Here is a 25,178-nt window from a genome sequence, read left to right on the forward strand (position 1 = left end):
GAATGGATGCGGGCGGTCAGCCGGCGCTATGAGTGGGTGGGCGCTGTGCGCCGCCGTTGCCGGTCAGCCAGCGCGCAAACGCGAGCAGGTCGTCGTGCACTTGCGTGCCCGGCGGCAGGGCGCCCTGGTCGAGGGTCTTCTGGCCCTTGCCGCTGCGTACCAGGTGCGGCGCGCAACCGACCGCCACGCCGGCTTCCAGGTCGCGCAGCGAATCGCCAACGATGGGCACGCCGCGGAGCTCGATGCCGAAGCGCTCGCTGATCTGCTCCAGCATGCCGGGCTTGGGCTTGCGGCAGTCGCAGCCGTCCGCGGCGGTATGGGGGCAGAAGAACACCGCGTCGACGCGCCCGCCCAGGCGCGCGAGCAACGTGTGCATCTTCTCGTGCATGGCGTTGAGCGCGCTCATCTCGAACAGCCCGCGGCCGATGCCGGACTGGTTGCTGGCGAGGACCACGCGGTAGCCGGCCTGGTTCAGCGCGGCGATGGCCTCCAGGCTGCCGTCGATCGGCACCCATTCATCGGGCGTCTTGATGAACTGGTCGCTGTCGAGGTTGACCACCCCGTCGCGGTCCAGGATGACAAACTTGGGCGGCGTCTGCGGCATGTGCGGCTCCGGTGGCTGAGATCAGGCGGCCAGCTTGGAGATGTCGGCCACGCGGTTGGCCATCGCGTGCAGCGAAGCCAGCAGCGCCAGGCGGTTGGCGCGCAGCTGCGCATCCTCGGCCATCACCATCACATCATTGAAGAAGCGGTCGACGGCATCGCGCAGCTGGGCCAGGTCGCGCAGCGCGGCGGTGAAATCGCCGCTGGCGAAGGCGGCTTCCACGGCCGGGCGCACGCGCTCGATGGCGGCGTGCAGCGCGCCTTCGGCCTCTTCCCGGAACAGCGCCGGATCGACCGCGCCGACTGGCTCGGTGTTCTTGCGCAGGATGTTGGTGATGCGCTTGTTGGCGGCGGCCAGGGCCTCGGCCTCGGGCAGCGCGGCAAAGGTGCGCACGGCTTCCATGCGGCCCAGGATGTCGTGCAGCTGGTCCGGGCGCAGGCTGACCACGGCCTCGACTTCGTTGGTGGTGTAGCCCTTGTCCTTCAGGTAGCCGCGCACGCGGTCGTACAGGAAGTCGGCGATTGCGTCGGGTGCCGGCTTGACTGCAGCGATGCCGGCAAAGGCCTGCTGCGTCAGCGCCAGCAGCGACGACAGCGACAACGCCAGCGGCTTTTCGATCAGCATGCGCAGGATGCCCAGCGCATGGCGGCGCAGTGCGAACGGATCCTTCTCGCCGGTGGGCTGCAGGCCGATGCCCCAGATCCCGACCAGGGTCTCGAGCTTGTCGGCCAGCGCCACGGCGGTGCTGACCGCGCCTGCGGGCAGCGCATCGCCGGCAAAGCGCGGACGGTAGTGTTCGGAGCAGGCCAGTGCCACGTCTTCGGCTTCGTCGTCGTGGCGGGCATAGTACGTGCCCATGGTGCCCTGCAGCTCGGGGAACTCGCCGACCATGTCGGTCAGCAGGTCGGCCTTGGCCAGTTCGGCGCCGCGCATCGCGGCGGCCTTGTCGGTCGGCACGCCGCTGCCGTTGAGGGCGTCAGCGATATGGCCGGCGATCTGCTGCAGGCGCTGCACGCGGTCCAGCTGGGTGCCGATCTTGTTGTGGTAGACCACGCTGGCCAGCTGCGGCACGCGCGACGCCAGCGTCTTCTTGCGGTCCTGGTCGAAGAAGAACTTGGCATCGGCCAGGCGCGGGCGCACCACGCGCTCGTTGCCGGTGATGATCGACTGCGGCGTCTCGGTGGCCAGGTTCGACACGATCAGGAAGCGGTTGCGCAGGTGGCCGTCGGCATCGGTCAGCGCAAAGTACTTCTGGTTGGTCTGCATGGTCAGGATCAGGCATTCCTGCGGCACCGCCAGGAAGGCTTCCTCGAAATGGCAGGCATAGACCACCGGCCATTCCACCAGCGAATTGACTTCATCGAGCAGCGACTCGGGCATGATCACCTGGTCGGCGCCGGCTTCCTTGAGCAGCGCGGCGCGCATGCGCTCGCGGCGCTCGGCGTAGCTGGCGACCACGTGGCCGGCGGATTCCAGCCGCTGCGCATAATCATTGGCATGCGCGATCTCGATCACGCCATGCGACAGGAAGCGGTGGCCCTGGGTCAGGTTGCTGGCCTGCAGCCCCAGCAGCGTCACCGGCAGGATCTCGGCGCCGAACAGTGCGATCAGGCTGTGCGCCGGGCGCACGAAATGCACGGTGCTGCCGTCCGGGCGCTGGTAGCTCATGACCTTGGGGATCGGCAGCTTCGCAATGGTGTCTTCCAGCGCTGCCTGCACCGCGGCAGCCAGTTCGGCGCCGCGCGCGGTATAGCGGTAGAAGAAGGCCTCGGCCTTGCCGTCGGAGGCGCGCTCCAGCGACTGCCAGTCGATCTCGGCAACGCCGACCGACTTGGCCAGCGCAGCCAGCTTCTTGGCCAGCGGCGCGGTGGGCTCGCCGTTGGCGTCCAGCGCCACCGACAGCGGCAGGACCTTCTCGCGCTGCTCGCGGTCCGGCGCGCTGCGGCGCACGCCCGACACCAGCGCGGCCAGGCGGCGCGGGGTGGCGAACGGCGTCACGGTGGCGCCCGGCTCAAGCAGGTCGCGCTCGCCCAGGCCGGCGAACAGGCCCTGCGCGAAGGCGTCGCCCAGGCGCGCCAGCGCCTTGGGTGGCAGCTCTTCGGTGAACAGTTCGATCAGCAGCGAGTCGGTCATGGGTTGCGACATGAATCGTATCCAACAGGTTGTAGCGCGCGCCGCTTGTCAGCAGCGCGGCGAAAGATTAGGTTCCACTCCGGACAGCAGCCACAGGCCGTTCTGTTGCCGGAATTGCAGCGTGGTGTAGGCGCATTGCGCGGCCGCCGCGGCGCTGGCCGCGCCGTTGCTGCCGCCGCGGCTGCCTGCAGCCGGGAAGCGTGCGTCGATGCGGCGCAGGCGCTTGTCGTAGCGGATCTCGTCGATGCGCCCGCCCACCCAGAAATCGATCTTCGGCGGCAGCTGCGCCGCCGAATAGTAAGTCTTGACCGTGCGGCGGGTGCGGCCGTTGCGGGTCTCCATCTCCACCCACGTCAGCGGGTAGCGGATCGCGCTTTCATAGGCGCGCAGCGGCACGCGGTGCCACCCCAGGTCGCGCTGGCCGGACAGGTCGCACGAGAACGAGCGCACCAGCTGCGCCCACTGGTCGAGCGCGTTCAGCGACGGGCGCCATTGGCGCGCCATGGCCAGCTGCAGCGCCTGCGGATCGGCCTCGCACACATTGCTCAGTTCGGCCGGCAGCATCAGCACCTGCGCGCTGGGTGCCGCCTGCGCGCGCGCGCCGATGGCATTGCCGGCGGCGGCGAGCGCGGCGATCGCCATGGCGCAGCACAGCGCGCTGCGCGCCAGTTGCGTCATGCCCGGGCTCCGCCGTTGCCGCACATCGGGAAGCCGAGGGCCTCGCGCGAGTCGTAGTAGGCCTGCGCCACCTGGCGCGACAGGTTGCGGATGCGGCCGATATACGCCGCGCGCTCGGTCACCGAGATCGCGCCGCGCGCGTCCAGCAGGTTGAAGGTGTGGGCGGCCTTGAGCACCTGCTCGTAGGCGGGCAGCGCCAGGCGCGTGCCGGCGGCCTGGCCTTCCTCGGCGCCATCGCCGTTGCCCATCAGCCGCTTGGCTTCGCCTTCGTGCTCGGCGAAATGGCGGAACAGGATCTCGGTGTTGCTGTGCTCGAAGTTGTAGGTCGACTGCTCGACTTCGTTCTGGTGGTACACGTCGCCATAGGTCAGGCGGCGCGTCTCGCCGTTCTCGACCCACTCGGTCCAGATCAGGTCATAGACGTTCTCGACCTTCTGCAGGTACATCGCCAGGCGTTCGATGCCGTAGGTGATCTCGCCGGTGATGGGCTTGCAGTCGATCCCGCCCACCTGCTGGAAGTAGGTGAACTGCGTCACTTCCATGCCGTTGAGCCAGACTTCCCAGCCCAGGCCCCAGGCGCCCAGCGTGGGGTTCTCCCAGTCGTCCTCGACGAAGCGGATGTCGTTCTGCTTCAGGTCCAGGCCGAGCGCCTCGAGCGAGCCCAGGTACAGCTCCAGGATGTTCTCCGGCGCGGGCTTGAGCACCACCTGGTACTGGTAGTAGTGCTGCAGGCGGTTGGGGTTCTCGCCATAGCGGCCGTCCTTGGGGCGGCGCGACGGCTGCACGTAGGCGGCACGCCACGGCTCGGGGCCGAGCGCGCGCAGGAAGGTGTGTACGTGGGATGTGCCGGCGCCGACCTCCAGATCGATGGGTTGCAACAGCGCGCAGCCCTGCCGGTCCCAATAGGCCTGCAGGGTCAGAATCATTTGTTGGAAGGTCAGCATATGAAGACTAGGTAGAGGCACCCGGGCGCGGTCGCGGCGCCCGGCATGCAGGCCGCGCGGCGCGTGCCGGAGCCGGCGCATGCGGATTTTGCCAAACCCTGAATTCTATCGGCTTTTTGGCGAGGCGCCCCGTTTGGCGGGGCCGGCTAGGTCACGCACCGATGGTGGAGGATGTCCGCCAATGTCGGTCCTACGCAACGCATCGGGAAAATACCGAGGCGGATTTCAGGTTTGGCCGCTGCTGGCCGATAACGTTTTTGTATACAGTATGAGTAAGCAACCCGTTTCAGAGCGTTGCGATTGACAGTCCGTGCCGGCATGGCGGGCACGGCGGCTGCTGGCTGGCACCGCAGTAGCCGTTTGTCGGTAACTGATTATTGATGGGGACTTGGCATCATGGCACTTCTTTCTCGCAAACCTTACCTGGTCGCAATCGCGGTCATGATCGCCGCGGCCACCGTGTCCGTGGCGACCGGGCTGCTGAACTGAACCGGCTGGCGCCCACCTGAGGCGCCACCACCGGCACCGCAATCCAGCGCCGGACGGCGGCGGCGATCCCGCCGGGTCCGGTGCCTGCGCCAGCCTGTGCCTTCAGCCTGCACCGCGCAGTTTGCGCACACGCCAGGCAGCAAGCCCCAGCACCAGTGCAAACAGCGCCAGCACCGGCGCGTTCCCCCAGCGGATATAGGGCGTCAGCCCCTGCATGCCCTGCACCTCGGCCGCCAGCGTGCCGACCGTGAAGGTCGGCAGGCGTTGCTGCACCGAGCCGTCCGGACGCACCACCGCGGTCATGCCGGTATTGGTCGAGCGCAGCATCGGCCGGCGCGTTTCCAGTGCGCGCATGCGCGAGATCTGCAGGTGCTGGTCCAGCGCGATGGTGTCGCCGAACCATGCCAGGTTGGTCAGGTTGGCCAGGACATTGGCCGGCGCCGGCTGCTGGCGCAGCGTCTGCGCGATCTCCTCGCCGAACAGATCCTCGTAGCAGATATTGGGCGCCACGCGCACGCCGCGCACCGGCAGCGAGGCCTGGTCGAGCCCGCCGCGGCGGAAGTCGCCCAGCGGCATCTTCATCATGTCGACGAACCAGCGGAACCCCAGCGGGATGAATTCGCCGAACGGCACCAGGTGGTGCTTGTTGTAGCGGTACAGGCGTTCGGTCTCGGGGCCCAGGCCGAAGACGCTGTTGGTGAAGTCCACCGGCGAGTCGGCGCCGGCGGCGCCGAACAGCACCGTGGTGCCGCTGGCCAGCGCGTAGTCGCGCACCGCCACGGCCACGTCGACCGGCAGCTCCTGCAGGATGACCGGGAACGCGGTTTCCGGCGTGACCACGAGGTCGGCCGGCGCGGCGGTGATCATGTCGCGGTACAGCTCGATCGAGCGCTGGATGCCGGCGGGCTCGAACTTGATGTCCTGGGCCACGTTGCCTTGCAGCAGCCGCACCGACAGCGGCTTGCCGGCGGGCGTGGTCCAGGCCAGCGGCGCCAGCGCGGCGCCCGCGGCGGGCAGGGCCAGTGCCAGTGCCAGGGCGCCCAGCGCCCGGCCGCGCTCGCCGCGACCCAGCCCGCGTACTGCAGCCGCCAGCAGTGCCGCCACCGCGGCTGCCAGCGCGCCGATGCCGTACACGCCAAGCAGCGGCGCGAAGCCGGCCAGCGGGCCATCGGCATGGGCATATCCGCCCGACAGCCACGGGAAGCCGGTAAACACCACGCCGCGCAGCCATTCGGTGAGTCCCCAGGCAGCGCCGAAGGCCAGCGGCGCCAGCAGCGTGGCCCGGGGCAGGCGCGCCGTCAGCCGATGCCACAGCGCGCCGGCCAGTGCCGGGTAGAGCGACAGGAAGCCCGAGAACAGCACCACCGCGAGCGCGGCCATCCACGCCGGCATCTCGCCGTAGACGTGCATGCTGATATAGAGCCACCAGATGCCGGACAGGAACCAGCCCAGCCCGAAGGCATAGCCAGTGGCGGCGGCCAGGCGCGCGCGCGGCGCGTCGGCCATCAGCGCGGCCAGGCCGGCCAGCGACAGGATCTGCAGCCACCACCAGTCATGGGGGGCAAAGGCTTGCGTATGGGCGATGCCGAGCACGCCGGCCAGCAGCAGCCGCGCCATGGTCGCCGTGCGCGAATGCGCGCGCGTGCCAGGCACGCCCGCCGGGGCGGCGTCGGCAGCGGCGGCGCCGTTGAGGATCGGGGCGGAACGCTTCATGCGCCGGCCGCGCCCGCGTTGTCGCCGTTGGATTCCCGGTGCACCTGCAGCAGGTGCACCTGGCGCGCGTCGGCGCGCAGCACTTCGAAGCGGATCGGCGGCAGGGTGATGACCTCGCCGCGGTGGGGCACGTGGCCCACGTGGTTGGATAGCAGCCCGCCCACGGTATCGACATCGTGGTCGGAGAAGGCGGTGCCGAAGGCGTCGTTGAACTGGGCGATCTCGGTCAGGCCGTGCACGCGCCAGCTGCCGTCGGGCATCGGCAGGATATTGTCCTGGTCTTCGTCCAGGTCGAACTCATCCTCGATGTCGCCGACGATCTGCTCCAGCACGTCCTCGATCGTCACCAGGCCTGCCACGCCGCCATACTCGTCGACGACCATGGCGATATGGTTGCGGTTGATGCGGAAGTCGCGCAGCAGGATGTTCAGGCGCTTGGACTCGGGGATGAACACCGCCGGGCGCAGGGTCTCGCGCAGGTCGAAGGCGGGGTCGGTGTAGTAGCGCAGCAGGTCCTTGGCCAGCAGGATGCCGATGATGTTGTCACGGCTGCCTTCATAGACCGGGAAGCGCGAGTGCGCGGTCTGCTGCATGAAGGGGATGAACGCCTCCGGGGCATCCGCGATATTGACCATATCCATCTGCGCGCGCGGCACCATGATGTCGCTCGCGGTCAGTTCGGAGACCTGGAACACGCCCTCGATCATCGACAGCGAGTCGGCGTCGATCAGGTTGCGCTCATGCGCTTCCTGGAGCACTTCGAGCAATTCCGCGCGGGTGTCCGGCTCGGGGGAAATCAGGTCTGACAGGCGTTCGAGAAGCGATCTGGGCCGATCGGCCTGCTTCAGGTAAGCGGGCTTCGAACTGGGATAAGGGTCGTTCATTTCGCGGCGAGCGCGTGGTGGAGATCGTCTGAAGGATACACTAAAAGCTTGGCCGTCCCGTGACGGCGGGCGGTGGCCTGCGACAATATGTGCAGCAGGCGGCGCCCGGTCGGCGCCGCCCGTGAGAAAGGAATTACGCTGGGATCACGCGGTGCGATCGCCCTGGTAAGGGTCGGCGTAACCGAGCGCCTGCAGCGTTTCGGTCTCGATCGCCTCCATTTCCTCGGCCTCGGCGTCTTCCTCGTGCTCGTAGCCTTGCGCATGCAGCACGCCGTGCACGATCAGGTGCGCATAGTGCGCTTCCAGCGGCTTGCGCTGCTCGCGCGCCTCGGTTTCCACCACCGGGCAGCAAAGCACGATATCGCCCGTGACCGGGTCTTCCTCGTTCTCCGCATAGGCAAAGGTCAGCACATTGGTGGCGTAATCCTTGCCGCGATAGGTGCGGTTTAACGTGCGGCCCTCTTCCTCATCGACGAAGCGGATGGTCAGCGCGGCGTCGGCATACAGCGCCGACTTGACCCAGGTCTCGATCTTGCGGCGCGGCGGCAGGCCGGCGCGCTTGCCGACGCCGTCGCCGTTCTGGATCTCGAGTTCGAGTCCGGGCGGGGTGGCCGGCGTGCCGGTGGTGGTGACCACCGGCGTGGCGGTCACGGCCACCGACAGCGAGTCATGGTTGTCCGGGCGCACCAGCAGGCCAGCCTGCTGGTTGGTGTCGGTGTGCTCGGCCAGCAGCGCGACCACGCCGTCGGCGGCCTGCGACAGGTCCAGCGTCAGGCTGCGGCCGTCGGGCAACTGCACGCGCAGCGCGTGCGCGGCGCTCTTGCGCGCGCGGCCGTCGCCGTCGAACAGGGTCAGGCTCACGGCGGAAGACTTGGATTTCTGGGATTTCAATTAAGCGTCCTTGTGCTGGGCGTGGTATTCGTCATAGGCATCGACGATGCGGGCCACCAGCGGATGGCGCACCACGTCGATGCTGGTAAAGCGGGTGCAGGCAATGCCGCGCACGTCGCGCAGCACGTGCAGCGCCTCCACCAGGCCGCTTTTCTGCCCCCTGGGCAGGTCGATCTGGGTGGTGTCGCCGGTGATCACCGCCTTGGAGCCGAAGCCGATGCGCGTGAGGAACATCTTCATCTGCTCGGGCGTGGTGTTCTGCGCCTCGTCCAGGATGATGAAGGCATGGTTCAGCGTGCGCCCGCGCATATAGGCCAGCGGCGCGATCTCGATCATCTGGCGCTCGAACATCTTCTGCGTGCGGTCGAAGCCAAGCAGGTCGTACAGCGCGTCATACAGCGGGCGCAGGTAGGGGTCGACCTTCTGCGCCAGGTCGCCAGGCAGGAAGCCCAGGCGCTCGCCGGCTTCCACCGCCGGGCGCGTCAGCACGATGCGCTTGACCGCGTCGCGCTCCAGCGCATCGACCGCGCACGCCACTGCCAGGTAGGTCTTGCCGGTGCCGGCCGGGCCGACACCCAGCGTCAGGTCGTGCGACAGGATATTGCGCAGGTAGTCGCGCTGCGCCACGGTGCGGCCCTGCAGGCCGGTGCGGCGCGTGTGCAGCACCGGCGATTCGTCGCCGATCTCGCGCTCTTCGACATTGTCGCCGTTAGCGGGCAGGTAGCTGCCATGCGCGGACAGCTGGCGCGTTTCCACCAGGCCCAGCTGCACGTCGTCGATCGACAGCGGCGTGCGCGCCTGGTTGTAGAAGCGCTCCAGCGCCGTTGCCGCATCCTGCGCGTTGCCGCCGCGCACCGTCATGCGGTGGCCACGGCGCTGGATGTTCACGTCCAGCGCCTGCTCGATCTGGCGCAGGTTCTCGTCGAGCGGCCCGCACAGGTTCTGCAGCCGGGTGTTGTCGTCCTTGGGGGCGACGAATTCTGCGGAAGGGATTTTCATCGGTAGGCGATGGCCTCGCTGGATGGTGCCTGGTTACTGCCGAACCACGATCTCGCCGCGCAGCGAGTGCGGGAAGGCCTGCGTGATGCTGACATCGACCAGCTGGCCGACCAGCCGGTCGCGGCCTGCCTGCGGCACGCCCGGCAGCGCAAAGTTGACCACGCGGTTGTTCTCGGTGCGCCCGTGCAGCTCGGTCGGATCCTTGCGCGCGGGGCCTTCCACCAGGATGCGCTGCACCGTGCCGACCATGTTCTGGCTGATGCGCTGCACGTTTTCCTCGATGGTGGCCTGCAGGCGCTGCAGCCGGCGCAGCTTGACCTCGTGCGGGGTGTCGTCGTGCAGGTTGGCAGCGGGCGTGCCCGGGCGGGGGCTGAAGATGAACGAGAACGAGGTGTCGTAGCCGATCTCTTCGATCATCGCCATCAGCTTCTCGAAGTCGGCATCGGTCTCGCCGGGGAAGCCGACGATAAAGTCCGAAGACATCGACATATCCGGGCGCAGCACGCGCAGCTTGCGGATGATGCTCTTGTACTCCAGCACGCTGTAGCCGCGCTTCATCGCCATCAGGATGCGGTCGGACGCATGCTGCACCGGCAGGTGCAGGTGGTTGACCAGCTTGTCGCAGCGGCCGTACAGCTCGACCAGGCGCGAGGTGAATTCCTTCGGGTGGCTGGTGGTGTAGCGGATGCGCTCGATGCCGGGGATCTCGGCCACGTACTCGATCAGCAGCGCAAAGTCGGCGATCTCGGTGGTGTCGCCCATCTTGCCGCGGTAGGCGTTGACGTTCTGGCCCAGCAGCGTGACTTCACGCACGCCCTGTTCGGCCAGGCCGGCGACTTCGGCCAGCACGTCCTCGAACGGGCGCGACACTTCCTCGCCGCGGGTATAGGGCACCACGCAGTAGCTGCAGTACTTGGAGCAGCCTTCCATGATCGAGACAAAGGCGCTCGGGCCTTCGACGCGTGCCGGCGGCAGGTGGTCGAACTTCTCGATCTCGGGGAAGGAGATATCCACCTGCGACTGGCCGGTGCGCTGGCGGCGCGCGATCAGGTCGGGCAGGCGGTGCAGCGTCTGCGGGCCGAACACCACGTCGACATAGGGTGCGCGCGAGACGATGCTGGCGCCTTCCTGGCTGGCCACGCAGCCGCCCACGCCGATCACCAGGTCGGGTTTGACGGCCTTGAGCGCCTTCATCCGGCCCAGTTCCGAGAACACCTTCTCCTGCGCCTTCTCGCGCACCGAGCAGGTGTTGAACAGGATCACATCGGCGTCTTCGACGTTGTCGGTGGGTTCCAGCCCCTGGCTGGCGTTGAGGACGTCGACCATCTTGTCCGAGTCGTACTCGTTCATCTGGCAGCCGTAAGTCTTGACGAAAACTTTCTTCATATGCCGATCTCAGTGGTTGACCTGGGGGCATCAGGGTGTTGCAACAACACGGCCGGCGCGTGGGGCACGCCGGTCGCACTTCCGGGGGACTACGATTTCTTCTTCAGCGCCTTCTGTTCCGGCTCGCTCAGCACCCAGGCGGTCAGCAACTGGCCGTACAGGTCCAGCTTGTACCGCACCGGCAGCTTCTGGCCCGCCACCGCGGCACTGGCCAGCAACTGGTTGTCGGAGCCGAACAGGCGCAGGCCCGGCGCCACGCCGACGGTCTTGCCGTCGAGCGTGGCCGTCTGCGGGGCACCGGCAGACGGCGTGGCGATAACGAGCCTGGCCGCCTGCGCATCGTCCGGGATCGCCCGCACCGGCTGGGCCATCGCGCTTGCCGCACCGAGCAGCAGGGCGGCGGCGCAGGCCAGCGCTGGCAACAGCCTGCGGGCGCGCCCGGGTTGGACAGACTCCGGCGCCTCGCGGCGCGCATCACGACCTGCTGGCATGGGGGAGAACTCCGACAAATGGGACGACGCGTTCGGGGGAATGGCCCAAAGGCGGGCGCAACCCGGCATTTTACCCCGCTGGCGGCCTGGCCGGGTCGGCGATGCGGCGGGGCTCAGAACAGGCAGGATGCCTCTTGCAGCACACGCTGCTTGGACACCGTGCCCATCAGTTCGCGGCCGGCGCTGTCGCGCACCAGCGGGATGCGGTTGATGCCGTGCTCGGCAAACACCGCCAGGGCGTCGCGCAGGCGCGAATCCGGCGTCAGCGCGGGGAAGTCGCGCTCGGCCAGCGCCAGCACGTCGTCCGCGGCGCCCTCGCGCTGGGCGCGCTGCAGCGCATGGATTGACAGCGCGCCCAGCAGGCGGCCATCCGCTTCGACCAGATAGAGGTAGCGCGTGCCGGTCTCGGCAAACTTGTCGGCTGCGGCCGACAGGGTGGCGTTGGGGTCGAGCACGGTATCGGTCGGGTCGCACAGGCCCGCCAGCGTCAGCGTGCGGGCGTGTTCGGCCGCGGCCGAGGCCTGCGCGCGCTCGGCGATCACGCTGTACAGCGACAGCGTCTGGCAGCGTGACGCGGTGTAGTACGCCGCCACTGCGCCGATCATCGACGGCAGCAGCAGCGCGGGCGCCAGCGTCATCTCGAACACCATCAACACCGACATCAGCGGCGCCTGGCTGGTGGCCGCCAGGAACGCGCTCATGCCCACCAGCGGCAGCAGCGGCGCCGCAGCGGCCGCCGTGCCCTGCATGCCGATGGCCAGCAACTGCCCGAGCGCCGCCCCCACGAACAGCGACGGCGTGAACACGCCGCCGACCGCCCCCGAGCCCATGCTGATCACCGTAGCCACCAGCTTGGCCAGCAGCACGCCGGCCACCGGCACGCTCAGCGGCTGCTCCTGCAGGATGGTCTGGATGGTGGAATAGCCGTTGCCAACCACCTCGGGCACCGCCATCGCGAGCACGCCGACCAGCGCCCCGCCCAGCGCCAGCCGGGCCACCGGGCCGCCAGGCATCGCTGCAAAGCGGCTGCGCGCAAAGCCCGCCGCACGCATGAACAGCGCGCCCGCAATGCCGGCGGCCACGCCCAGCGCGGCCGCGGCCAGCAGGATGTGCGGGCGCAGGTCGGGGGCGATATCCAGGCCCGGGTAGAGCGGCTGCAGGCCGCCGTGCCACTGGCTGACCATGGCACCGGCCACCGAAGCCAGGAAGAGCGGCATCAGGCGCTGCACCGCGAGCGCCCCGAACACCACTTCGGCAACGAAGACGGCAGCGGAGAAGGGGGTGTGATAAACGGTGGCAAGGCCCGCCGCGGCCCCGCAGGCGGTCAGCATGCGGCGCATGTTCGAGCCGCCGCCGCGTTCCAGCCGGGTCGACGGGAACAGCGAGCCGCACAGCGCCGCCAGCTGGATCATCGCGCCTTCCTTGCCGACCGAGCTGCCGCTGACGATCGAGAAAAACGACGAGAGCGCGCGCAGCAAGGTGATCCGCACCGGCAGGCGGCCGCTGCCGTTGGCCACCGCTTCCATGTAGTCGGTGGCGCCGCCGTGGCTGCCGGCCAGGCGATTGGCCAGCACCAGCAGGCTGCCCGCCAGCGCGCCGCCCACGGCCGGCACCACCACACGCCACGCCAGCGCCAGCGTGGCGAATACGGCGACCACGTCGGCATGGCTGGAAAACAGGACCACGCCCGCGCCATCCAGCGCCTCCTTGAACAGCGTGGTGGCAATGGCCGCGACGATCCCGACCGGGATGGCCGCGAACAGGGTGACTTCCTGGTCTTCGAGGAAACGCAAGCGCATGGCGGCTTTCCGGGGCACATGTGGAGCGGGTGCGGAGCCGGAGAGGGGCGGGCAGAGGCTGTCATGATAGCGCAGCGCCACCCGCGCAGACCCGATGTGCGCCGGCGCGCATGCGGGACCGCGCGCGGTGCAGAACCCGCTGGTCCCGGACTGGTACACTACCGCTCTTTCCTTCGCGGGCGGGCCGGTGCCCTGCCATGCCGGCTTCCCGGCGTTCGCGTTCCGATTCCGATCCGATTACCAGGAGCCATCCGGCGTTTGGCGCACCGCGTGCGCAGCGATGGCCCAAGCAGCAATTCATGTCTTTTTCTGAACTCGGCTTGTCCGACAAGATTGTGCGTGCCGTGGCCGAACAGGGCTACACCACGCCGACTCCCATCCAGGCCCAGGCGATCCCCGCCATCCTCAAGGGCGGCGACCTGCTCGCCGGCGCGCAGACCGGCACCGGCAAGACCGCCGGCTTTACGCTGCCGATGCTGCAGCTGTTGTCCGACTCCGCGGCGCGCGGCGCCAATGGCGCGCAGCGTCCGGCCCGCCTGCCGGTGCGCGCACTGGTGCTGACGCCCACGCGCGAACTGGCCGCCCAGGTCGAGGAGAGCGTGCGCAACTACGGCAAGTACCTGCGCCTGCGCTCGATGGTGATGTTCGGCGGCGTCGGCATCAATCCGCAGATCGAGCAGCTCAAGCGCGGCGTCGAGATCGTCGTGGCCACGCCCGGCCGCCTGCTGGACCACGTGTCCCAGCGCACCATCGACCTGTCGCAGGTGGAACTGCTGGTGCTGGACGAAGCCGACCGCATGCTCGACATGGGCTTCATCCACGATATCCGCAAGATCCTCAACGTGCTGCCGGCCAAGCGCCAGAACCTGCTGTTCTCGGCGACGTTCTCCGACGACATCCGCGCGCTGGCAGACCGCCTGCTGAACAACCCGGCCTCGATCGAGGTGGCGCGGCGCAATACCACGGCCGAGACCGTGGACCAGCGCGTCTACCCGGTGGACCGCGAGCGCAAGCGTGAACTGCTGGCCCACCTGGTGCGTCAGCATGACTGGCACCAGGTGCTGGTGTTCACCCGCACCAAGCACGGCGCCAACCGCCTGGCCGAGCAGCTGACCAAGGACGGCCTGTCGGCACTGGCGATCCATGGCAACAAGAGCCAGTCGGCGCGCACGCGCGCGCTGTCGGAATTCAAGTCCGGCACGCTGCGGCTGCTGGTGGCAACCGATATCGCCGCGCGCGGCATCGATATCGACCAGCTGCCGCACGTGGTCAATTTCGACCTGCCCAACGTGCCCGAGGACTATGTGCACCGCATCGGCCGCACTGGCCGCGCCGGCGCCGAGGGCGAAGCGATCTCGCTGGTCTGCGTGGACGAGATTGCGCTGCTGCGCGATATCGAACGCCTGATCAAGCGCAAGCTCGAGCAGACTGTGCTGCCGGGCTTCGAGGTCGACCCGAGCATCGCACCCGAGCCGATCCAGAAGGGTCGCCAACAGCGTGGCGGTGGTGGCCAGGGGCAAGGACAAGGCCAGGGCCGCGGACGCGCCCAGGCGCGTCCGGCCGGCAACGAAGGTGAGGGCGCCCAGCGCCAGCGCCCGGCGCGCGAAGCGCAGGCTGCGCCGCGGCAAGCCCAGGGCGGCCAGCCCGCCGGCGGCGCGCGCAATCCCGCACCGCGCCGCGACGGCCAGGAGCCGGCGCGCCAGCAACGGGCCGCGGCGCAACCCGCGCGCCAGCCGCACGACGCGGCCCCGGCACCGGCGCGCAATCGCCGTCCGGCGCCGCAGGCCGCGCTGCTCGGCGGCAACCGCAAGCCGGCGCGCTGAGCGGGACAGGCTGACACCATGCACGCGTCCGACACCCCGGCCGACCCCGGCGTTCCCTACGCCGGCCTGACGCCGGAGCTGATGCTGGACGCGCTGGAAGGCGCCGGCCTGCGCCCCGACGGGCGCCTGCTGGCGCTCAACAGCTATGAGAACCGCGTCTGGCAGCTGGGCATCGAAGATGCCGCGCCGGTCATCGCCAAGTTCTACCGTCCGGGCCGCTGGACCGATGCGGCCATCCTGGAAGAACACGCCTTCGTGCAGCAACTGGCCGATGCCGAGATCCCGGCCGTGCCGGCCATGGTGCTGGCACCGGGCGCGGCCGGCACGCTGCTGCATCACGCCGGCTTCCGTTTCGCGGTATTCCCCCGCTGCGGCGGCCGCGAGCCGGCGCTGGACCGTTCCGACACGCTGACCTGGCTCGGCCGCTTCATCGGCCGCATCCACGCGCTGGGGGCGACGCAGCCCTACCAGGCGCGCCCGGCGCTAAATCTTGAAACCTTCGGCGTTGCCCCACGCGACTGGCTGCTCGCCAGCGGCTGCATTCCCGCCGACCTGCTGCCCGCATGGCAATCGGTGACCGACCTGGCGCTGGACGGCGTGCGCCGCTGCTATGAGCGCGCCGGCGAGGTGCGCCTGCTGCGCACCCACGGCGACTGCCATCGCGGCAATGTGCTGTGGATCGGCGAGGACGACGCGCGCGGCGGCACCCATGGCGCAACGGGCCCGCATTTCGTTGACTTCGATGACAGCCGAATGGCGCCGGCGATCCAGGACATCTGGATGCTGCTCGAGGGCGACCGCGCGGCCATGCAGGACCAGCTGGCCGACATCGTTGCCGGCTATGAGGACTTCGCCGAATTCCAGCCGCGCGAACTGTGGCTGGTGGAAGCGCTGCGCACGCTGCGGCTGCTGCACTACAGCGCCTGGCTCGCCAGCCGCTGGGCCGACCCGGCCTTTCCGGCCGCGTTCCCTTGGTTCGGCACGGCGCGCTACTGGCAGGATCGCATCCTGGAACTGCGCGAACAGGTGGCGCTGATGGACGAAGCGCCCCTGTGGGGCGCCTGAGGTCTACCGGTCGGCGCCGCCAGGGCGCCGGTTTTCCACTACTTTGCTCAACCCTTCTTTTCCGGCGCCTTGACCAGCAGCACCGGGCACTCGGCCTGCGCCAGCACGCGGCCTGCGACTGAACCGATCACCGCATCGAAGAACGAACCCCGGCCATGCGTGCCCATCACGATGGCCGCGGCGTCGACCGAGCGCGCACAGGCGACGATGCGCTCCGGCGCGAAGCCGTGCAGCGGGTGCCGCTCGAACGGCACCTTGGCTGCGGACAGGATCTCGCAGACCGTCGCCATGGCCTTCTCGCTGGCCTCCTTGTGCCAGTCATCGATGGTCTCCTTGCTGACAAAGGCGCGCACCTGGCCGCTTACTTCCGGCGCTACATGCACGACATGCACGGTGAAGCCGCTCTGCAGCAGCTTGCCTTCGGCGATAAAACGGGCCGCGGCGTCGCTGAAGGCCGAACCGTCGGTGGCGAGCACGATATTGGTCATGTTGGAAATCTCCTGGATGGGGGCTGTCGGCAGGCGGTGCGCCATGAGGCGGCACCGCCATCTGGAACCATCATGGCACCTAGTGTCCTGCCAGGACCCGATTTAGATCAAGTCGGATCGGATTTATCCGATTTCGCCGTGCGATAGCCGGCCGGCTGACGGATTCCGTCAAGCCGGCTGAAGCATTTGGCCATTGCCCCGTCAACGCCGTGGCGCGTAGCATGCTCCCGAGCCCCGCGGCAGGCATTCGCACGTCCGCGCTGCCGCAGGCACGGCCCATCCCATACCAATTCAATGCAAGCTGTCCCCCGGCCATGGCCCGGGCGGGCGGCGATTCCGGAGACGACGATCATGAGTGAGCGTGGCAACCTGCTGCCCCTGCGCGGTATCAAGGTGGTGGAATTCGAAGGCATCGGCCCCGGCCCGTTGTGCGGTGCGATGCTGGCCGGCCTGGGCGCCGAGGTCACGCTGGTGACCCGGCCGGTCGCGCCGGATGCCCGCCGCATCCTGCGCGGCCAGCCCGTGCCGCCTGAGATGGAGCTGGAGCACGGCAAGCGCGTGGTGCAACTGAACCTGAAGTCTGCGGACGACGTGGCCGCCGCACTGGACCTGGTGGCCGGCGCCGACGCGCTGATCGAAGGGCTGCGCCCGGGCGCGATGGAGCGCCTCGGCCTGGGCCCGAAGGCGTGCCATGCACGCAATCCGCGCCTGGTCTACGGGCGCATGACCGGTTGGGGCCAGACCGGCCCGCTGTCGCAAAGTGCCGGCCACGACCTCAACTACATCGCGCTGACCGGCCTCTTGTCGATGGCTGCGCGCGCAGGCTCACTGCCGATGGTGCCGCCGACCGTGATGGGCGATGCCACCGGCGCGCTTGGCCTGGCATTCGGCATCACCAGCGCCATCCTGAGCGCGCGCGCAAGCGGCGAGGGCTGCGTGGTGGATGCGGCCATCACCGATATCGTCGCCATGCTGGGCTCGCTGGTGCAGGTGTCGCGCGCAGCCGGCACGCTCGGCGGCCCGCAACCGAGCCCCTTCCACGATTCGCCGTTCTATGACGTCTTCCCTTGCGCCGACGGCCGCGCCATCACGCTGGGCGCGCTCGAGCCGCAGTTCTACCGCGAGCTGCTCGAGCGGCTCGAGCTGACCGACATCGACCCCGCCACGCAGTATGACCGTGCCCAGTGGCCCGCGGTGAAGGCCCGCATTGCCGCTTGCATCGCAGGCAAGTCAAGCACTCACTGGGAGGCGTTGCTGGGCGGCACCGACGTGTGCTTTGCGCGCGTGCTGACCCTGGACGAGGCCGCGCGCCATCCGCACAACCAGGCACGCGGCACGTATCGGCTGTACCGGCAGGGCGAGCGCGAGGTGCCGCGTTCGGCGCCGGCGCCGCGCTTCCTGCCCGCGGGCACGGAATGACCTGGGGCCGCGGCACCGATGCTGCGGCCTCTCGAATCGGCTTGATCGGTTCGGCTACCATGCGGCATCCACCCAGACCGGAGACCCATGCCATGGCCGAACCCAGCCAACTTCCCGTCTACACTCCCACGCCGGCCTTCGAGGCCGGCCTTGACGTGCGCACCGAAGTGCTCGGCTCCGAGCACGTCCGGCGCGCGCTGGACGCCGCCGCACAGCAGGGCGACACCAGCCTGCAGCAACTGGTGACGGAGTTCGCCTGGGGCACGGTCTGGACCCGCGACGGCCTGGACCGCAAGCAGCGCAGCCTGGCAACGGTGTCGATGCTGATTGCGCTGAACCGGCCGCAGGAGCTGGCCGGGCACCTGCGCGGCGCGCTCGCCAATGGCGTTACGCCGCAGGAACTGCGCGAACTGATGGTGCACAGCGCGGTCTACTGCGGGTTCCCCGCGGCGCTGGATGCCAGCCGCAAGCTGACTGAAGTCCTCGACGCTGCCAACGGGTAACGCCGACCGCGGCATCAATACGAAAACAGCGATGCAGAAGAGTCTGACTCTGATGCAGATTTTGCCGCATCTGCGCGGCGAGGATTCGGCGCATCAGGATCTCTCCGGCCCCTTAACCTTGGCACCAGGCCAAGCCATGCAAGTCGTTAAGGAGCCTCAAATTGCATCTCGCGCTGATCGTCGACGAACCCTCCCGGTTCCGAACCACGCTGTCCGCTGAAATCCGCGCTGAGTTGGGCGCCGGTGAAGTACTGGAGATGGACGGCATGCAGGAAGCATTCCGGCTGGTCCGCGAGCAACGGCCGGGGCTGGTGCTGGTCGATATCGAGTGCTTCGGCAATCCCGGCATCGACTTTGTCCGGTGCGTCTCGGCGACGCAGCCCACCGTGCCCTTGCTGGTACTGTCCGACAGCGACGCCACCCTGGCCTCGGTGCGGGCGCTGCGCGCCGGCGCCCATGGCTTCGTGGTCAAGCAGCGTGGGCTGGCCGAGGTGATGCAGGCCGTACGCGGTGTGCTGAGCGGCTACCTGGTCTTTCCCATGCATACGCTGGAAACCGTGCGCCAGATCGGCGAGCAGCGGGAATCCGGCTTTGCGCGGCTGAGCAACCGCGAGATCACCATCCTGCAATACCTGGCGCGCGGCCATTCCAACAAGTCGATCGCGGCGCAACTGCTGATCAGCAGCAAGACGGTCAGCACGCACAAGGCCAACATCATGGCCAAGCTCAATGTCGGCTCCCTGGTCGAAATGGTGGACTACGCGCGCCGGCATCAGCTGGTGTGGTAACGCGCACCCCGGGCGGCTTGCGGCACCATGCCGCCATCGCGGGTAGACTGTTGGCGTGTGTGACGAATCCGAACTTTTCGCCCGATGCCACCGACCCTGAATGCCGCCGCACGCCGCCTGGGCGCTGTCGTGCTTGCCTGTGCCGCCGCATGCCAGGCCACGCCTGCCTTCGCCAACGAACCGATGTGGTTTGCGCAGGGCCGACCGGTGCCGGCGGCCCGCCAGGCCGTCGATGCGCTGGCCGCGGCCGCGGCCGACGGCCTCGACCCGCGCGACTACGATGCCGACGCCTTGCGCCAGGCCGTGGCCCAGGCCGCCAGCGGGCCAGCATTGCCGCCGGACGCTGCCGCACGCGTGGATGCGGCGCTGAGCGCCGCGATGGAGCGGATGCTGGCAGACCTGCACGGCGGGCGCGTCAACCCGCGCGCGGTCCATGCCAACTTTGCCCCGCAGGCGGAACGGCCCTTCGATGCCGCCATCTGGCTGCGCGATGCCGTCAGGCAGCAACGGCTGCCCGATGCCATCCGCCAGGCAGCGCCCACCTTCCCGCTCTATGGCACGCTGCGGGAGGCCCTGGCGCGGTACCGCGAGATCGCGAAGCAGCCGGCCTGGGGGCAGCCGCTGCCACCCTTGCCGGCGAGCAAGCTGACGCCGGGCCAGCCCTGGGCCGGTGCCGCGGCGCTGGCTGCACGCCTGGTTGCGCTGGGCGACCTGCCCGCCGGCACCCAGGTGCCGGCCCGCTACGAAGGGGCCCTGGTCGACGGCGTCAAGGCGTTCCAGTCGCGCCACGGCCTGGAGGCCGACGGCGTGATCGGCGCGGCCACGCTGGCACAACTCAACCTGCCCATCGCCAGCCGTGTGCGGCAAATCGAACTGACCATGGAGCGGCTGCGCTGGACGCCGCTGGACGGTCCGCGCATGATCGTGGTCAATGTGCCGGAATTCATGCTGCGCGCCTATGAGATCCGCGACGGCAAGCTCGACATCAAGCTCGAGATGAAGGTGATCGTGGGCAAGGCACTGGATACGCGCACGCCGTTGTTCGAGGAGGATATGCGCTACATCGAGTTCAGCCCGTACTGGAACATCCCGCCCTCGATCGCGCGCCGCGAGACCGTGCCGCACCTGCGCCGCGATCCGGCCTATTTCAACCGGCAGGGCCTGGAGTTCGTCACCGGCGACGGCAAGGCCGTGACCACGCTGTCCGAGGAAAATCTCGAGGCAGTGCTGAACGGCCGCATGCGCATCCGCCAGCGGCCGGGCCCGCTGAACGCGCTGGGCGATATCAAGTTCGTGTTTCCCAACAACGAGAACATCTACCTGCACCACACGCCCTCGCCGCAGCTGTTCAAGCGCGGCCGGCGCGACTTCAGTCATGGCTGCATCCGCGTGGAAGCCCCAGTAGCATTGGCCCAGTTCGTGTTGCACGATATGCCGGACTGGAACGAGACCCGGATCCGCGAAGCGATGACGCGTGGCAAGTCCAATACTGTGCGCCTGCAGCAGCCCTTGCCGGTGGTGCTGGCCTACGGCACGGTCATTGCGCGCGCCGATGGTCGTGTATCCTTCTTGCCTGACATTTACGGTCACGACAAATTGCTGGAGAAGGCACTGCGGCAACGCAACGGACGGCCCCAGCAACCAGCTATTGCAAGCGCCTCTGGCACCACCCGCTGAGGCGCCACTGGCACATTCAGAGGAAGTACCATGACTGATGCGACGCGCCAGGCACGCCGCCGCTTTCTTCATACCGCCGGAGGCCTGGCCCTTGCCGCCGGCCTGATGCCGCTGGCGCCGCGCCAGGCGCTGGCAGGCCTGCCTGCAAACCGGGCCCTGGCTGGCCTGCCGGACGCCCGCACGCTGGCGTTCGACCACACCCACACCGGCGAACGCGTGTCGTTGGTCTATGCCGTTGGCGACCGCTTCGTGCCCGACGCGCTGACTACGCTCAACGGCTTCCTGCGCGACCACTATTCCGGCAAGGTCGGCATGATCGACCCGCAACTGTTCGACCTGCTGTTCCAGGTCCGCCGCGAGCTTGGCACCGACCAGCCGTTCCAGGTCATTTCCGGCTACCGCAGTCCGACCACCAATTCGCGCCTGCGCAACACGCGCGGCGGCGGCGTGGCCAGGCACAGCCTGCACATGGACGGCAAGGCCATCGACATCCGCCTGGCCGGCGTGCCGCTGGCGGACGTGCGCGACGCGGCCAAGTCATTGCAGGGCGGGGGCGTCGGCTTCTATGAGTCTGACCAGTTCGTGCACATCGATACCGGGCGCGTGCGTTACTGGTAAGCGTCGTCTGTGGCCGCCCCATGATGGGCGGCTCTCGTTTGCGCGCCCTGGTAACGACCCAAAGAAAAAAGCCGCGAACCCATGCGGGATCGCGGCTTTTTAAATAGATGGTGGCGAATCAGGGACTCGAACCCCGGACCTGCGGATTATGATTCCGTCGCTCTAACCGACTGAGCTAATTCGCCAACGAAGACTGAGATTATACCTGGGCTTTCGATGCTGTCAACACCTTCGTGTGAAGATTTTGCACGAAGGGCCCATGCATAAAAAAACGGCAGGCCGGATGGCCTGCCGTTTCCGTTAGTGCCGGACGACTGCTCAGTCGTTGGCGTAGATGTTCACGTCCTTGGTCTCGCGGATGAACAGCGCGCCGATCACGAAGGTGATGGCTGCGATGATGATCGGGTACCAGAGACCGTAGTAGATGTTGCCGTTCTGGGCCACCAGCGCAAACGAGATGGTGGGCAGCAGGCCGCCGAACCAGCCGTTGCCGATATGGTAGGGCAGCGACATCGAGGTGTAGCGGATGCGGGTCGGGAACAGCTCCACCAGCATGGCGGCGATCGGGCCGTACACCATGGTGACGTAGATCACCAGGATGACCAGGATCACCAGCACCATGATCGTGTTCATCTGTGCCGGGTCGGCCTTGGTCGGGTAGCCGGCGGAGGCCATCGATTCACCAACCTCCTTCTTGAACGCCGCGATCTGCTTCTTGCTGGGCTCGTCGAAGCTGTGGCCGTTCACCAGCTGCGCGTCGAAGGCCTTGATCTCCTTGTCGCCGATCTTGACCGTGGCCACGGTGCCGGCCGGGGCCTCGACCACTTCATAGCTGGCCGATGCCTGGGCCAGCGTGCGCTTGGCAATGTCGCAGGAGCTGCGGAAGTCGATCTCGCGGGCGATCGGGCTGCCCTGGAACGAGCACTGCTTCGGGTCGGCGGTGACCACGATCTGGGCGCTCTTCTGGGCGCGCTCCAGAGCCGGGTTGGCGTAGTGGGTCATGGCCTTGAACAGCGGGAAGTAGGTCAGCACGGCCAGCGCGCAGCCCGCCATGATGATCCACTTGCGGCCGATCTTGTCCGACAGCGAGCCGAAGAAGATGAAGAACGGCGTGCCGAGCACCAGTGCGCCGGCGATCAGCAGGTTGGCCGTCTTGGCATCGACCTTGAGCACCTGGGTCAGGAAGAACAGCGCATAGAACTGGCCGGTGTACCAGACCACGGCCTGGCCGGCGGTCAGGCCGAGCAGGGCCAGGATCACGATCTTCAGGTTGCGCCACTGGCCGAAGGACTCGGTCAGCGGGGCCTTGGAGGTCTTGCCCTCTGCCTTCATGCGCTGGAACGCCGGCGATTCATTCATCGACAGGCGGATATATACCGACACGCCCAGCAGCAGGATCGACACCAGGAACGGGATGCGCCAGCCCCAGGTCTCGAAGTTGGGCCCGGTCATTTCGCGGCACAGCAGGATCACGATCAGCGACAGGAACAGGCCCAGCGTGGCCGTGGTCTGGATCCACGAGGTATAGGCGCCGCGCTTGCCGTGCGGTGCGTGCTCGGCCACGTAGGTGGCGGCACCGCCGTACTCGCCGCCGAGCGCCAGGCCTTGCAGCATGCGCAGTGCGATCAGGATGATCGGCGCGGCCCAGCCGATGGTGGCATAGCCCGGCAGCAGGCCGACGATGAAGGTCGACAGGCCCATGAGCAGGATCGTCACCAGGAAGGTGTACTTGCGCCCGATCATGTCGCCCAGGCGGCCGAACACCAGCGCGCCGAACGGCCGCACGATAAAGCCGGCGGCGAATGCGAGCAGCGCGAAGATGAAGGCCGAGGTGGGATCCAGTCCGGCGAAGAACTGCTTGGCAATGATTGCCGCCAGCGAGCCGTAGAGATAAAAGTCGTACCACTCGAACACCGTGCCCAGCGATGAGGCAAAGATCACCTTGCGCTCTTCGGCTGTCATCGGTGCGTTCTGCGCGCCCCCTGCGGGCACCGCAACGTTTTGCACGTTTGCCATATTGTCTCCTCCGTCTGGAATGGATCTCGGGTGGGCGTGGCGCGGGAAAGACCGCGCGGCTGGCCGCTATGCCTGAGTTGCAGAGGATTGTGGGTGGCGAAACTTACTGCGTTCTGACAGAACGGGGCACGGAATCGTCAAAGAATATCGGGGTATACGCTAGCCGTGGGCGCGAGTTTGGCTGCTGCGCTGCGGGGCGCAATTCACTTGTGTGGCGGAATGGCGCGCTTTGCAGGGCTGCGGCTATGCAGCATCAGTGCCTGTTCCGCGCGAGGCGCCCTGCGAAGGCGCAGGGGCGGGCGCGGCCAGGCTATCGGCGTCCGCTTCGCCGTCGGCGCGGTTCATGCGCCAGGCGTAGAGCGCGGCCATCAGCACGTAGACCACCAGCGCGCCTTGCGCGCCGACCCAGAACGAGAACGGCCAGCCAAAGAAGTCGAAGCGCAGGTCGCGCGCAAACCATGCCACCACGAAGGTGACGGTGAACCAGATCGCGAGCAGGCCGCAGATCCAGCGCAGGTTGCGCCGCCAGGCCTGGCGCTGGCGGGCTTCGGCACTATCGGGGGCGGGGCTGTCGTTCATGCGGGCGGCAGGTAGTCGGGCCGGCGCAGCGTCACGCGGAAATGCGCGCCGGCCAGCCGTGGCGATTGTTGGTAGACGTGGTCGGAAATCTGGACGTCGCCGCCGTGCTGCTGCACGATCTCGCGCACGATGGCCAGGCCCAGGCCGCTGCCTTCGGTATTGGTGCCGAGCACGCGGTAGAAGCGCTCCATCACGCGCTCGCGCTCGGCCGGCGCAATGCCCGGGCCGGTGTCTTCCACATCCAGGTAGGCGAATGGCTCGAAGGCATCGGCGCTGACGCGCACCGTGGCGTGCCCGCCGCGCGGCGTGTAGCGGATGGCGTTGTCGAGCAGGTTGTTCAGCATCTCGGTCAGCATCAGGCGGTTGCCTTGCACCATCACCGGATGTTCGTCGGCATCCAGGCCCAGGTCGATGTCGCGCGCCCAAGCCTGCGGCAGCCAGTCCTTGACCACCTCGCGCGCGAGCGCCGCCAGGTCCAGCGCGGCCATGCCGCCGGTGCCCGCCAGGTTTTCCATGCGCGCCAGCGATAGCAGCTGCGTGACCAGGTGCGCGGTGCGCTCAGAGCTGCCGGCGATCTGCGCCAGCGAGCGCCGCAGCTCTTCCGGCGACTGCTCGCGCTGCGCCAGCTCGGCCTGCATGCGCAGGCCCGCCAGCGGCGTCTTCATCTGGTGCGCGGCATCGGCGATAAAGCGCTTCTGGGTCTGCACCGACTGGTCCAGGCGCGCCAGCAGGTCGTTGAACGAACCCACCAGCGGCGTGATTTCCTGCGGCGCGGCGCGTTCGTCGATCGGGCTGGTATCGCCGGGGTTGCGCGCGCGGATGCGCTGCTGGATCGCGGTCAGCGGCGCCAGCCCGCGCGACAGCCCGAACCACACCAGCACCACCGCCAGCGGCAGGATCACGAACTGCGGCAGGATCACGCCCTTGATGATCTCGTTGGCCAGGCGCGCGCGCTTGTCCAGCGTCTCGGCCACCTGCACCAGCACCGGCTGGGTGCCGCTGACCTGCTTCAGGTCGATATAGGTGTAGGCCACGCGCACGTCGTTGCCGGCCACGCGGTCATCGCGCAGGGACACCAGCCCCGCGTGGCCCTGGTCCTCCTCGGACGGCAGCGGCAGGTCGTGGTCGCCGGCGATGTATTCGCCGCGCTTGCCGACCACCTGGTAGTAGATGTTGTCGGTCTCGTGGGGG

The 25,178-nt window shown here is 68.2% G+C and carries 22 protein-coding genes and 1 tRNA gene; 7 read left to right on the forward strand and 16 right to left on the reverse strand.

Going from position 1 to position 25,178, the window contains the following annotated elements; translation table 11 throughout:
- Positions 1-16: 16 nt before the first annotated feature.
- The 11 genes from gmhB to AC3WRI_RS07220 all read right to left on the reverse strand — a co-directional run bounded on the left by gmhB (position 17) and on the right by AC3WRI_RS07220 (position 13,011).
- A complete protein-coding gene (gmhB, locus tag AC3WRI_RS07170) occupies positions 17-604 on the reverse strand; it encodes a D-glycero-beta-D-manno-heptose 1,7-bisphosphate 7-phosphatase (RefSeq protein WP_010813869.1) in 588 nt (195 codons plus the stop codon).
- Between the two features lie 21 nt (positions 605-625).
- Positions 626-2,749: a glycine--tRNA ligase subunit beta gene (glyS, locus tag AC3WRI_RS07175; RefSeq protein ID WP_011614554.1), complete on the reverse strand. Its 2,124-nt coding sequence runs from the start codon at positions 2,747-2,749 to the stop codon at positions 626-628.
- A 36-nt stretch (positions 2,750-2,785) separates the two neighbouring features.
- Positions 2,786-3,415 (reverse strand): hypothetical protein, encoded by a 630-nt coding sequence (locus AC3WRI_RS07180; protein WP_010813867.1) that lies wholly within the window; start codon positions 3,413-3,415, stop codon positions 2,786-2,788.
- Positions 3,412-4,359, reverse strand: a complete 948-nt coding sequence (gene glyQ, locus AC3WRI_RS07185) for a glycine--tRNA ligase subunit alpha (protein WP_010813866.1) — start codon at positions 4,357-4,359, stop codon at positions 3,412-3,414. Before glyQ ends, AC3WRI_RS07180 begins: the two co-directional genes overlap by 4 nt.
- A gap of 591 nt (positions 4,360-4,950) precedes the next feature.
- On the reverse strand, positions 4,951-6,561 hold the full coding sequence (gene lnt, locus AC3WRI_RS07190) for an apolipoprotein N-acyltransferase (protein ID WP_010813865.1): 1,611 nt from the start codon (positions 6,559-6,561) through the stop codon (positions 4,951-4,953).
- Positions 6,558-7,445, reverse strand: a complete 888-nt coding sequence (locus AC3WRI_RS07195) for a CorC family transporter (protein ID WP_010813864.1) — start codon at positions 7,443-7,445, stop codon at positions 6,558-6,560. The genes lnt and AC3WRI_RS07195 overlap by 4 nt, the downstream gene beginning before the upstream one ends.
- 144 nt (positions 7,446-7,589) lie before the next feature.
- Positions 7,590-8,336 carry an rRNA maturation RNase YbeY gene (ybeY, locus tag AC3WRI_RS07200; RefSeq protein WP_010813863.1) on the reverse strand — a complete coding sequence of 249 codons (747 nt, stop codon included), beginning with the start codon at positions 8,334-8,336 and terminating at the stop codon, positions 7,590-7,592.
- The gene (locus tag AC3WRI_RS07205; protein ID WP_492292923.1) at positions 8,337-9,335 is read right to left on the reverse strand and encodes a PhoH family protein; all 999 of its coding nucleotides are present in this window, start codon (positions 9,333-9,335) and stop codon (positions 8,337-8,339) included.
- A 33-nt stretch (positions 9,336-9,368) separates the two neighbouring features.
- Positions 9,369-10,721 carry a tRNA (N6-isopentenyl adenosine(37)-C2)-methylthiotransferase MiaB gene (gene miaB / locus AC3WRI_RS07210; protein ID WP_010813861.1) on the reverse strand — a complete coding sequence of 451 codons (1,353 nt, stop codon included), beginning with the start codon at positions 10,719-10,721 and terminating at the stop codon, positions 9,369-9,371.
- A gap of 89 nt (positions 10,722-10,810) precedes the next feature.
- Positions 10,811-11,212: a hypothetical protein gene (locus tag AC3WRI_RS07215; protein ID WP_010813860.1), complete on the reverse strand. Its 402-nt coding sequence runs from the start codon at positions 11,210-11,212 to the stop codon at positions 10,811-10,813.
- Between the two features lie 113 nt (positions 11,213-11,325).
- Positions 11,326-13,011: a ClcB-like voltage-gated chloride channel protein gene (locus tag AC3WRI_RS07220; protein ID WP_492292924.1), complete on the reverse strand. Its 1,686-nt coding sequence runs from the start codon at positions 13,009-13,011 to the stop codon at positions 11,326-11,328.
- A 299-nt stretch (positions 13,012-13,310) separates the two neighbouring features.
- On the opposite strand from AC3WRI_RS07220, the gene AC3WRI_RS07225 reads away from it, so the two are divergent.
- Both AC3WRI_RS07225 and AC3WRI_RS07230 read left to right on the forward strand, forming a co-directional pair.
- The gene (locus AC3WRI_RS07225; protein ID WP_492292926.1) at positions 13,311-14,834 is read left to right on the forward strand and encodes a DEAD/DEAH box helicase; all 1,524 of its coding nucleotides are present in this window, start codon (positions 13,311-13,313) and stop codon (positions 14,832-14,834) included.
- Positions 14,835-14,852: 18 nt separating this feature from the next.
- A complete protein-coding gene (locus AC3WRI_RS07230) occupies positions 14,853-15,899 on the forward strand; it encodes a serine/threonine protein kinase (protein ID WP_492292928.1) in 1,047 nt (348 codons plus the stop codon).
- A gap of 47 nt (positions 15,900-15,946) precedes the next feature.
- Here the strand turns inward: AC3WRI_RS07230 and AC3WRI_RS07235 are convergent, their stop codons facing one another.
- Positions 15,947-16,387 carry a universal stress protein gene (locus AC3WRI_RS07235; protein ID WP_010812232.1) on the reverse strand — a complete coding sequence of 147 codons (441 nt, stop codon included), beginning with the start codon at positions 16,385-16,387 and terminating at the stop codon, positions 15,947-15,949.
- A 351-nt stretch (positions 16,388-16,738) separates the two neighbouring features.
- Here AC3WRI_RS07235 and AC3WRI_RS07240 point away from each other — a divergent pair, with 351 nt between their 5' ends.
- The 5 genes from AC3WRI_RS07240 to AC3WRI_RS07260 all read left to right on the forward strand — a co-directional run bounded on the left by AC3WRI_RS07240 (position 16,739) and on the right by AC3WRI_RS07260 (position 21,392).
- Positions 16,739-17,806, forward strand: coding sequence for a CaiB/BaiF CoA transferase family protein (locus tag AC3WRI_RS07240; RefSeq protein WP_010812231.1), 1,068 nt, complete (start codon positions 16,739-16,741; stop codon positions 17,804-17,806).
- Between the two features lie 92 nt (positions 17,807-17,898).
- Positions 17,899-18,309, forward strand: coding sequence for a carboxymuconolactone decarboxylase family protein (locus AC3WRI_RS07245; RefSeq protein ID WP_492292930.1), 411 nt, complete (start codon positions 17,899-17,901; stop codon positions 18,307-18,309).
- 161 nt (positions 18,310-18,470) lie between these two features.
- Entirely contained in the window at positions 18,471-19,097 is a 627-nt protein-coding gene (locus tag AC3WRI_RS07250; RefSeq protein WP_010812229.1) for a LuxR C-terminal-related transcriptional regulator, read from the forward strand.
- An 84-nt stretch (positions 19,098-19,181) separates the two neighbouring features.
- Positions 19,182-20,774, forward strand: a complete 1,593-nt coding sequence (locus tag AC3WRI_RS07255; protein ID WP_010812228.1) for a L,D-transpeptidase family protein — start codon at positions 19,182-19,184, stop codon at positions 20,772-20,774.
- A 30-nt stretch (positions 20,775-20,804) separates the two neighbouring features.
- A complete protein-coding gene (locus AC3WRI_RS07260) occupies positions 20,805-21,392 on the forward strand; it encodes a YcbK family protein (protein WP_010812227.1) in 588 nt (195 codons plus the stop codon).
- A 108-nt stretch (positions 21,393-21,500) separates the two neighbouring features.
- On the opposite strand, the gene AC3WRI_RS07265 is transcribed toward AC3WRI_RS07260, so the two are convergent.
- The 4 genes from AC3WRI_RS07265 to AC3WRI_RS07280 all read right to left on the reverse strand — a co-directional run.
- Positions 21,501-21,577 (reverse strand) — tRNA-Met (locus AC3WRI_RS07265).
- A gap of 133 nt (positions 21,578-21,710) precedes the next feature.
- A complete protein-coding gene (locus tag AC3WRI_RS07270) occupies positions 21,711-23,408 on the reverse strand; it encodes an MFS transporter (protein ID WP_010812226.1) in 1,698 nt (565 codons plus the stop codon).
- Between the two features lie 243 nt (positions 23,409-23,651).
- A complete protein-coding gene (locus AC3WRI_RS07275; protein WP_010812225.1) occupies positions 23,652-23,987 on the reverse strand; it encodes a DUF4212 domain-containing protein in 336 nt (111 codons plus the stop codon).
- A partial coding sequence (locus AC3WRI_RS07280) for a sensor histidine kinase (protein ID WP_492292931.1) occupies positions 23,984-25,178 on the reverse strand: 1,195 nt, incomplete at its 5' end. The genes AC3WRI_RS07280 and AC3WRI_RS07275, both read right to left, overlap by 4 nt.

This window comes from Cupriavidus sp. FW305-27 (genome assembly GCF_058787995.1).

What these genes read in the sequence shown, in the direction of transcription:
- gmhB (WP_010813869.1), bottom strand. Translation starts at nt 604, where the DNA reads ATGCCGCAGACGCCGCCCAAGTTTGTCATCCTGGACCGCGACGGGGTG.
- glyS (WP_011614554.1), bottom strand. Translation starts at nt 2,749, where the DNA reads ATGTCGCAACCCATGACCGACTCGCTGCTGATCGAACTGTTCACCGAA.
- AC3WRI_RS07180 (WP_010813867.1), bottom strand. Translation starts at nt 3,415, where the DNA reads ATGACGCAACTGGCGCGCAGCGCGCTGTGCTGCGCCATGGCGATCGCC.
- glyQ (WP_010813866.1), bottom strand. Translation starts at nt 4,359, where the DNA reads ATGCTGACCTTCCAACAAATGATTCTGACCCTGCAGGCCTATTGGGAC.
- lnt (WP_010813865.1), bottom strand. Translation starts at nt 6,561, where the DNA reads ATGAAGCGTTCCGCCCCGATCCTCAACGGCGCCGCCGCTGCCGACGCC.
- AC3WRI_RS07195 (WP_010813864.1), bottom strand. Translation starts at nt 7,445, where the DNA reads ATGAACGACCCTTATCCCAGTTCGAAGCCCGCTTACCTGAAGCAGGCC.
- AC3WRI_RS07205 (WP_492292923.1), bottom strand. Translation starts at nt 9,335, where the DNA reads ATGAAAATCCCTTCCGCAGAATTCGTCGCCCCCAAGGACGACAACACC.
- miaB (WP_010813861.1), bottom strand. Translation starts at nt 10,721, where the DNA reads ATGAAGAAAGTTTTCGTCAAGACTTACGGCTGCCAGATGAACGAGTAC.
- AC3WRI_RS07215 (WP_010813860.1), bottom strand. Translation starts at nt 11,212, where the DNA reads ATGCCAGCAGGTCGTGATGCGCGCCGCGAGGCGCCGGAGTCTGTCCAA.
- AC3WRI_RS07220 (WP_492292924.1), bottom strand. Translation starts at nt 13,011, where the DNA reads ATGCGCTTGCGTTTCCTCGAAGACCAGGAAGTCACCCTGTTCGCGGCC.
- AC3WRI_RS07225 (WP_492292926.1), top strand. Translation starts at nt 13,311, where the DNA reads ATGTCTTTTTCTGAACTCGGCTTGTCCGACAAGATTGTGCGTGCCGTG.
- AC3WRI_RS07230 (WP_492292928.1), top strand. Translation starts at nt 14,853, where the DNA reads ATGCACGCGTCCGACACCCCGGCCGACCCCGGCGTTCCCTACGCCGGC.
- AC3WRI_RS07235 (WP_010812232.1), bottom strand. Translation starts at nt 16,387, where the DNA reads ATGACCAATATCGTGCTCGCCACCGACGGTTCGGCCTTCAGCGACGCC.
- AC3WRI_RS07240 (WP_010812231.1), top strand. Translation starts at nt 16,739, where the DNA reads ATGAGTGAGCGTGGCAACCTGCTGCCCCTGCGCGGTATCAAGGTGGTG.
- AC3WRI_RS07245 (WP_492292930.1), top strand. Translation starts at nt 17,899, where the DNA reads ATGGCCGAACCCAGCCAACTTCCCGTCTACACTCCCACGCCGGCCTTC.
- AC3WRI_RS07255 (WP_010812228.1), top strand. Translation starts at nt 19,182, where the DNA reads ATGCCACCGACCCTGAATGCCGCCGCACGCCGCCTGGGCGCTGTCGTG.
- AC3WRI_RS07260 (WP_010812227.1), top strand. Translation starts at nt 20,805, where the DNA reads ATGACTGATGCGACGCGCCAGGCACGCCGCCGCTTTCTTCATACCGCC.
- AC3WRI_RS07270 (WP_010812226.1), bottom strand. Translation starts at nt 23,408, where the DNA reads ATGGCAAACGTGCAAAACGTTGCGGTGCCCGCAGGGGGCGCGCAGAAC.
- AC3WRI_RS07275 (WP_010812225.1), bottom strand. Translation starts at nt 23,987, where the DNA reads ATGAACGACAGCCCCGCCCCCGATAGTGCCGAAGCCCGCCAGCGCCAG.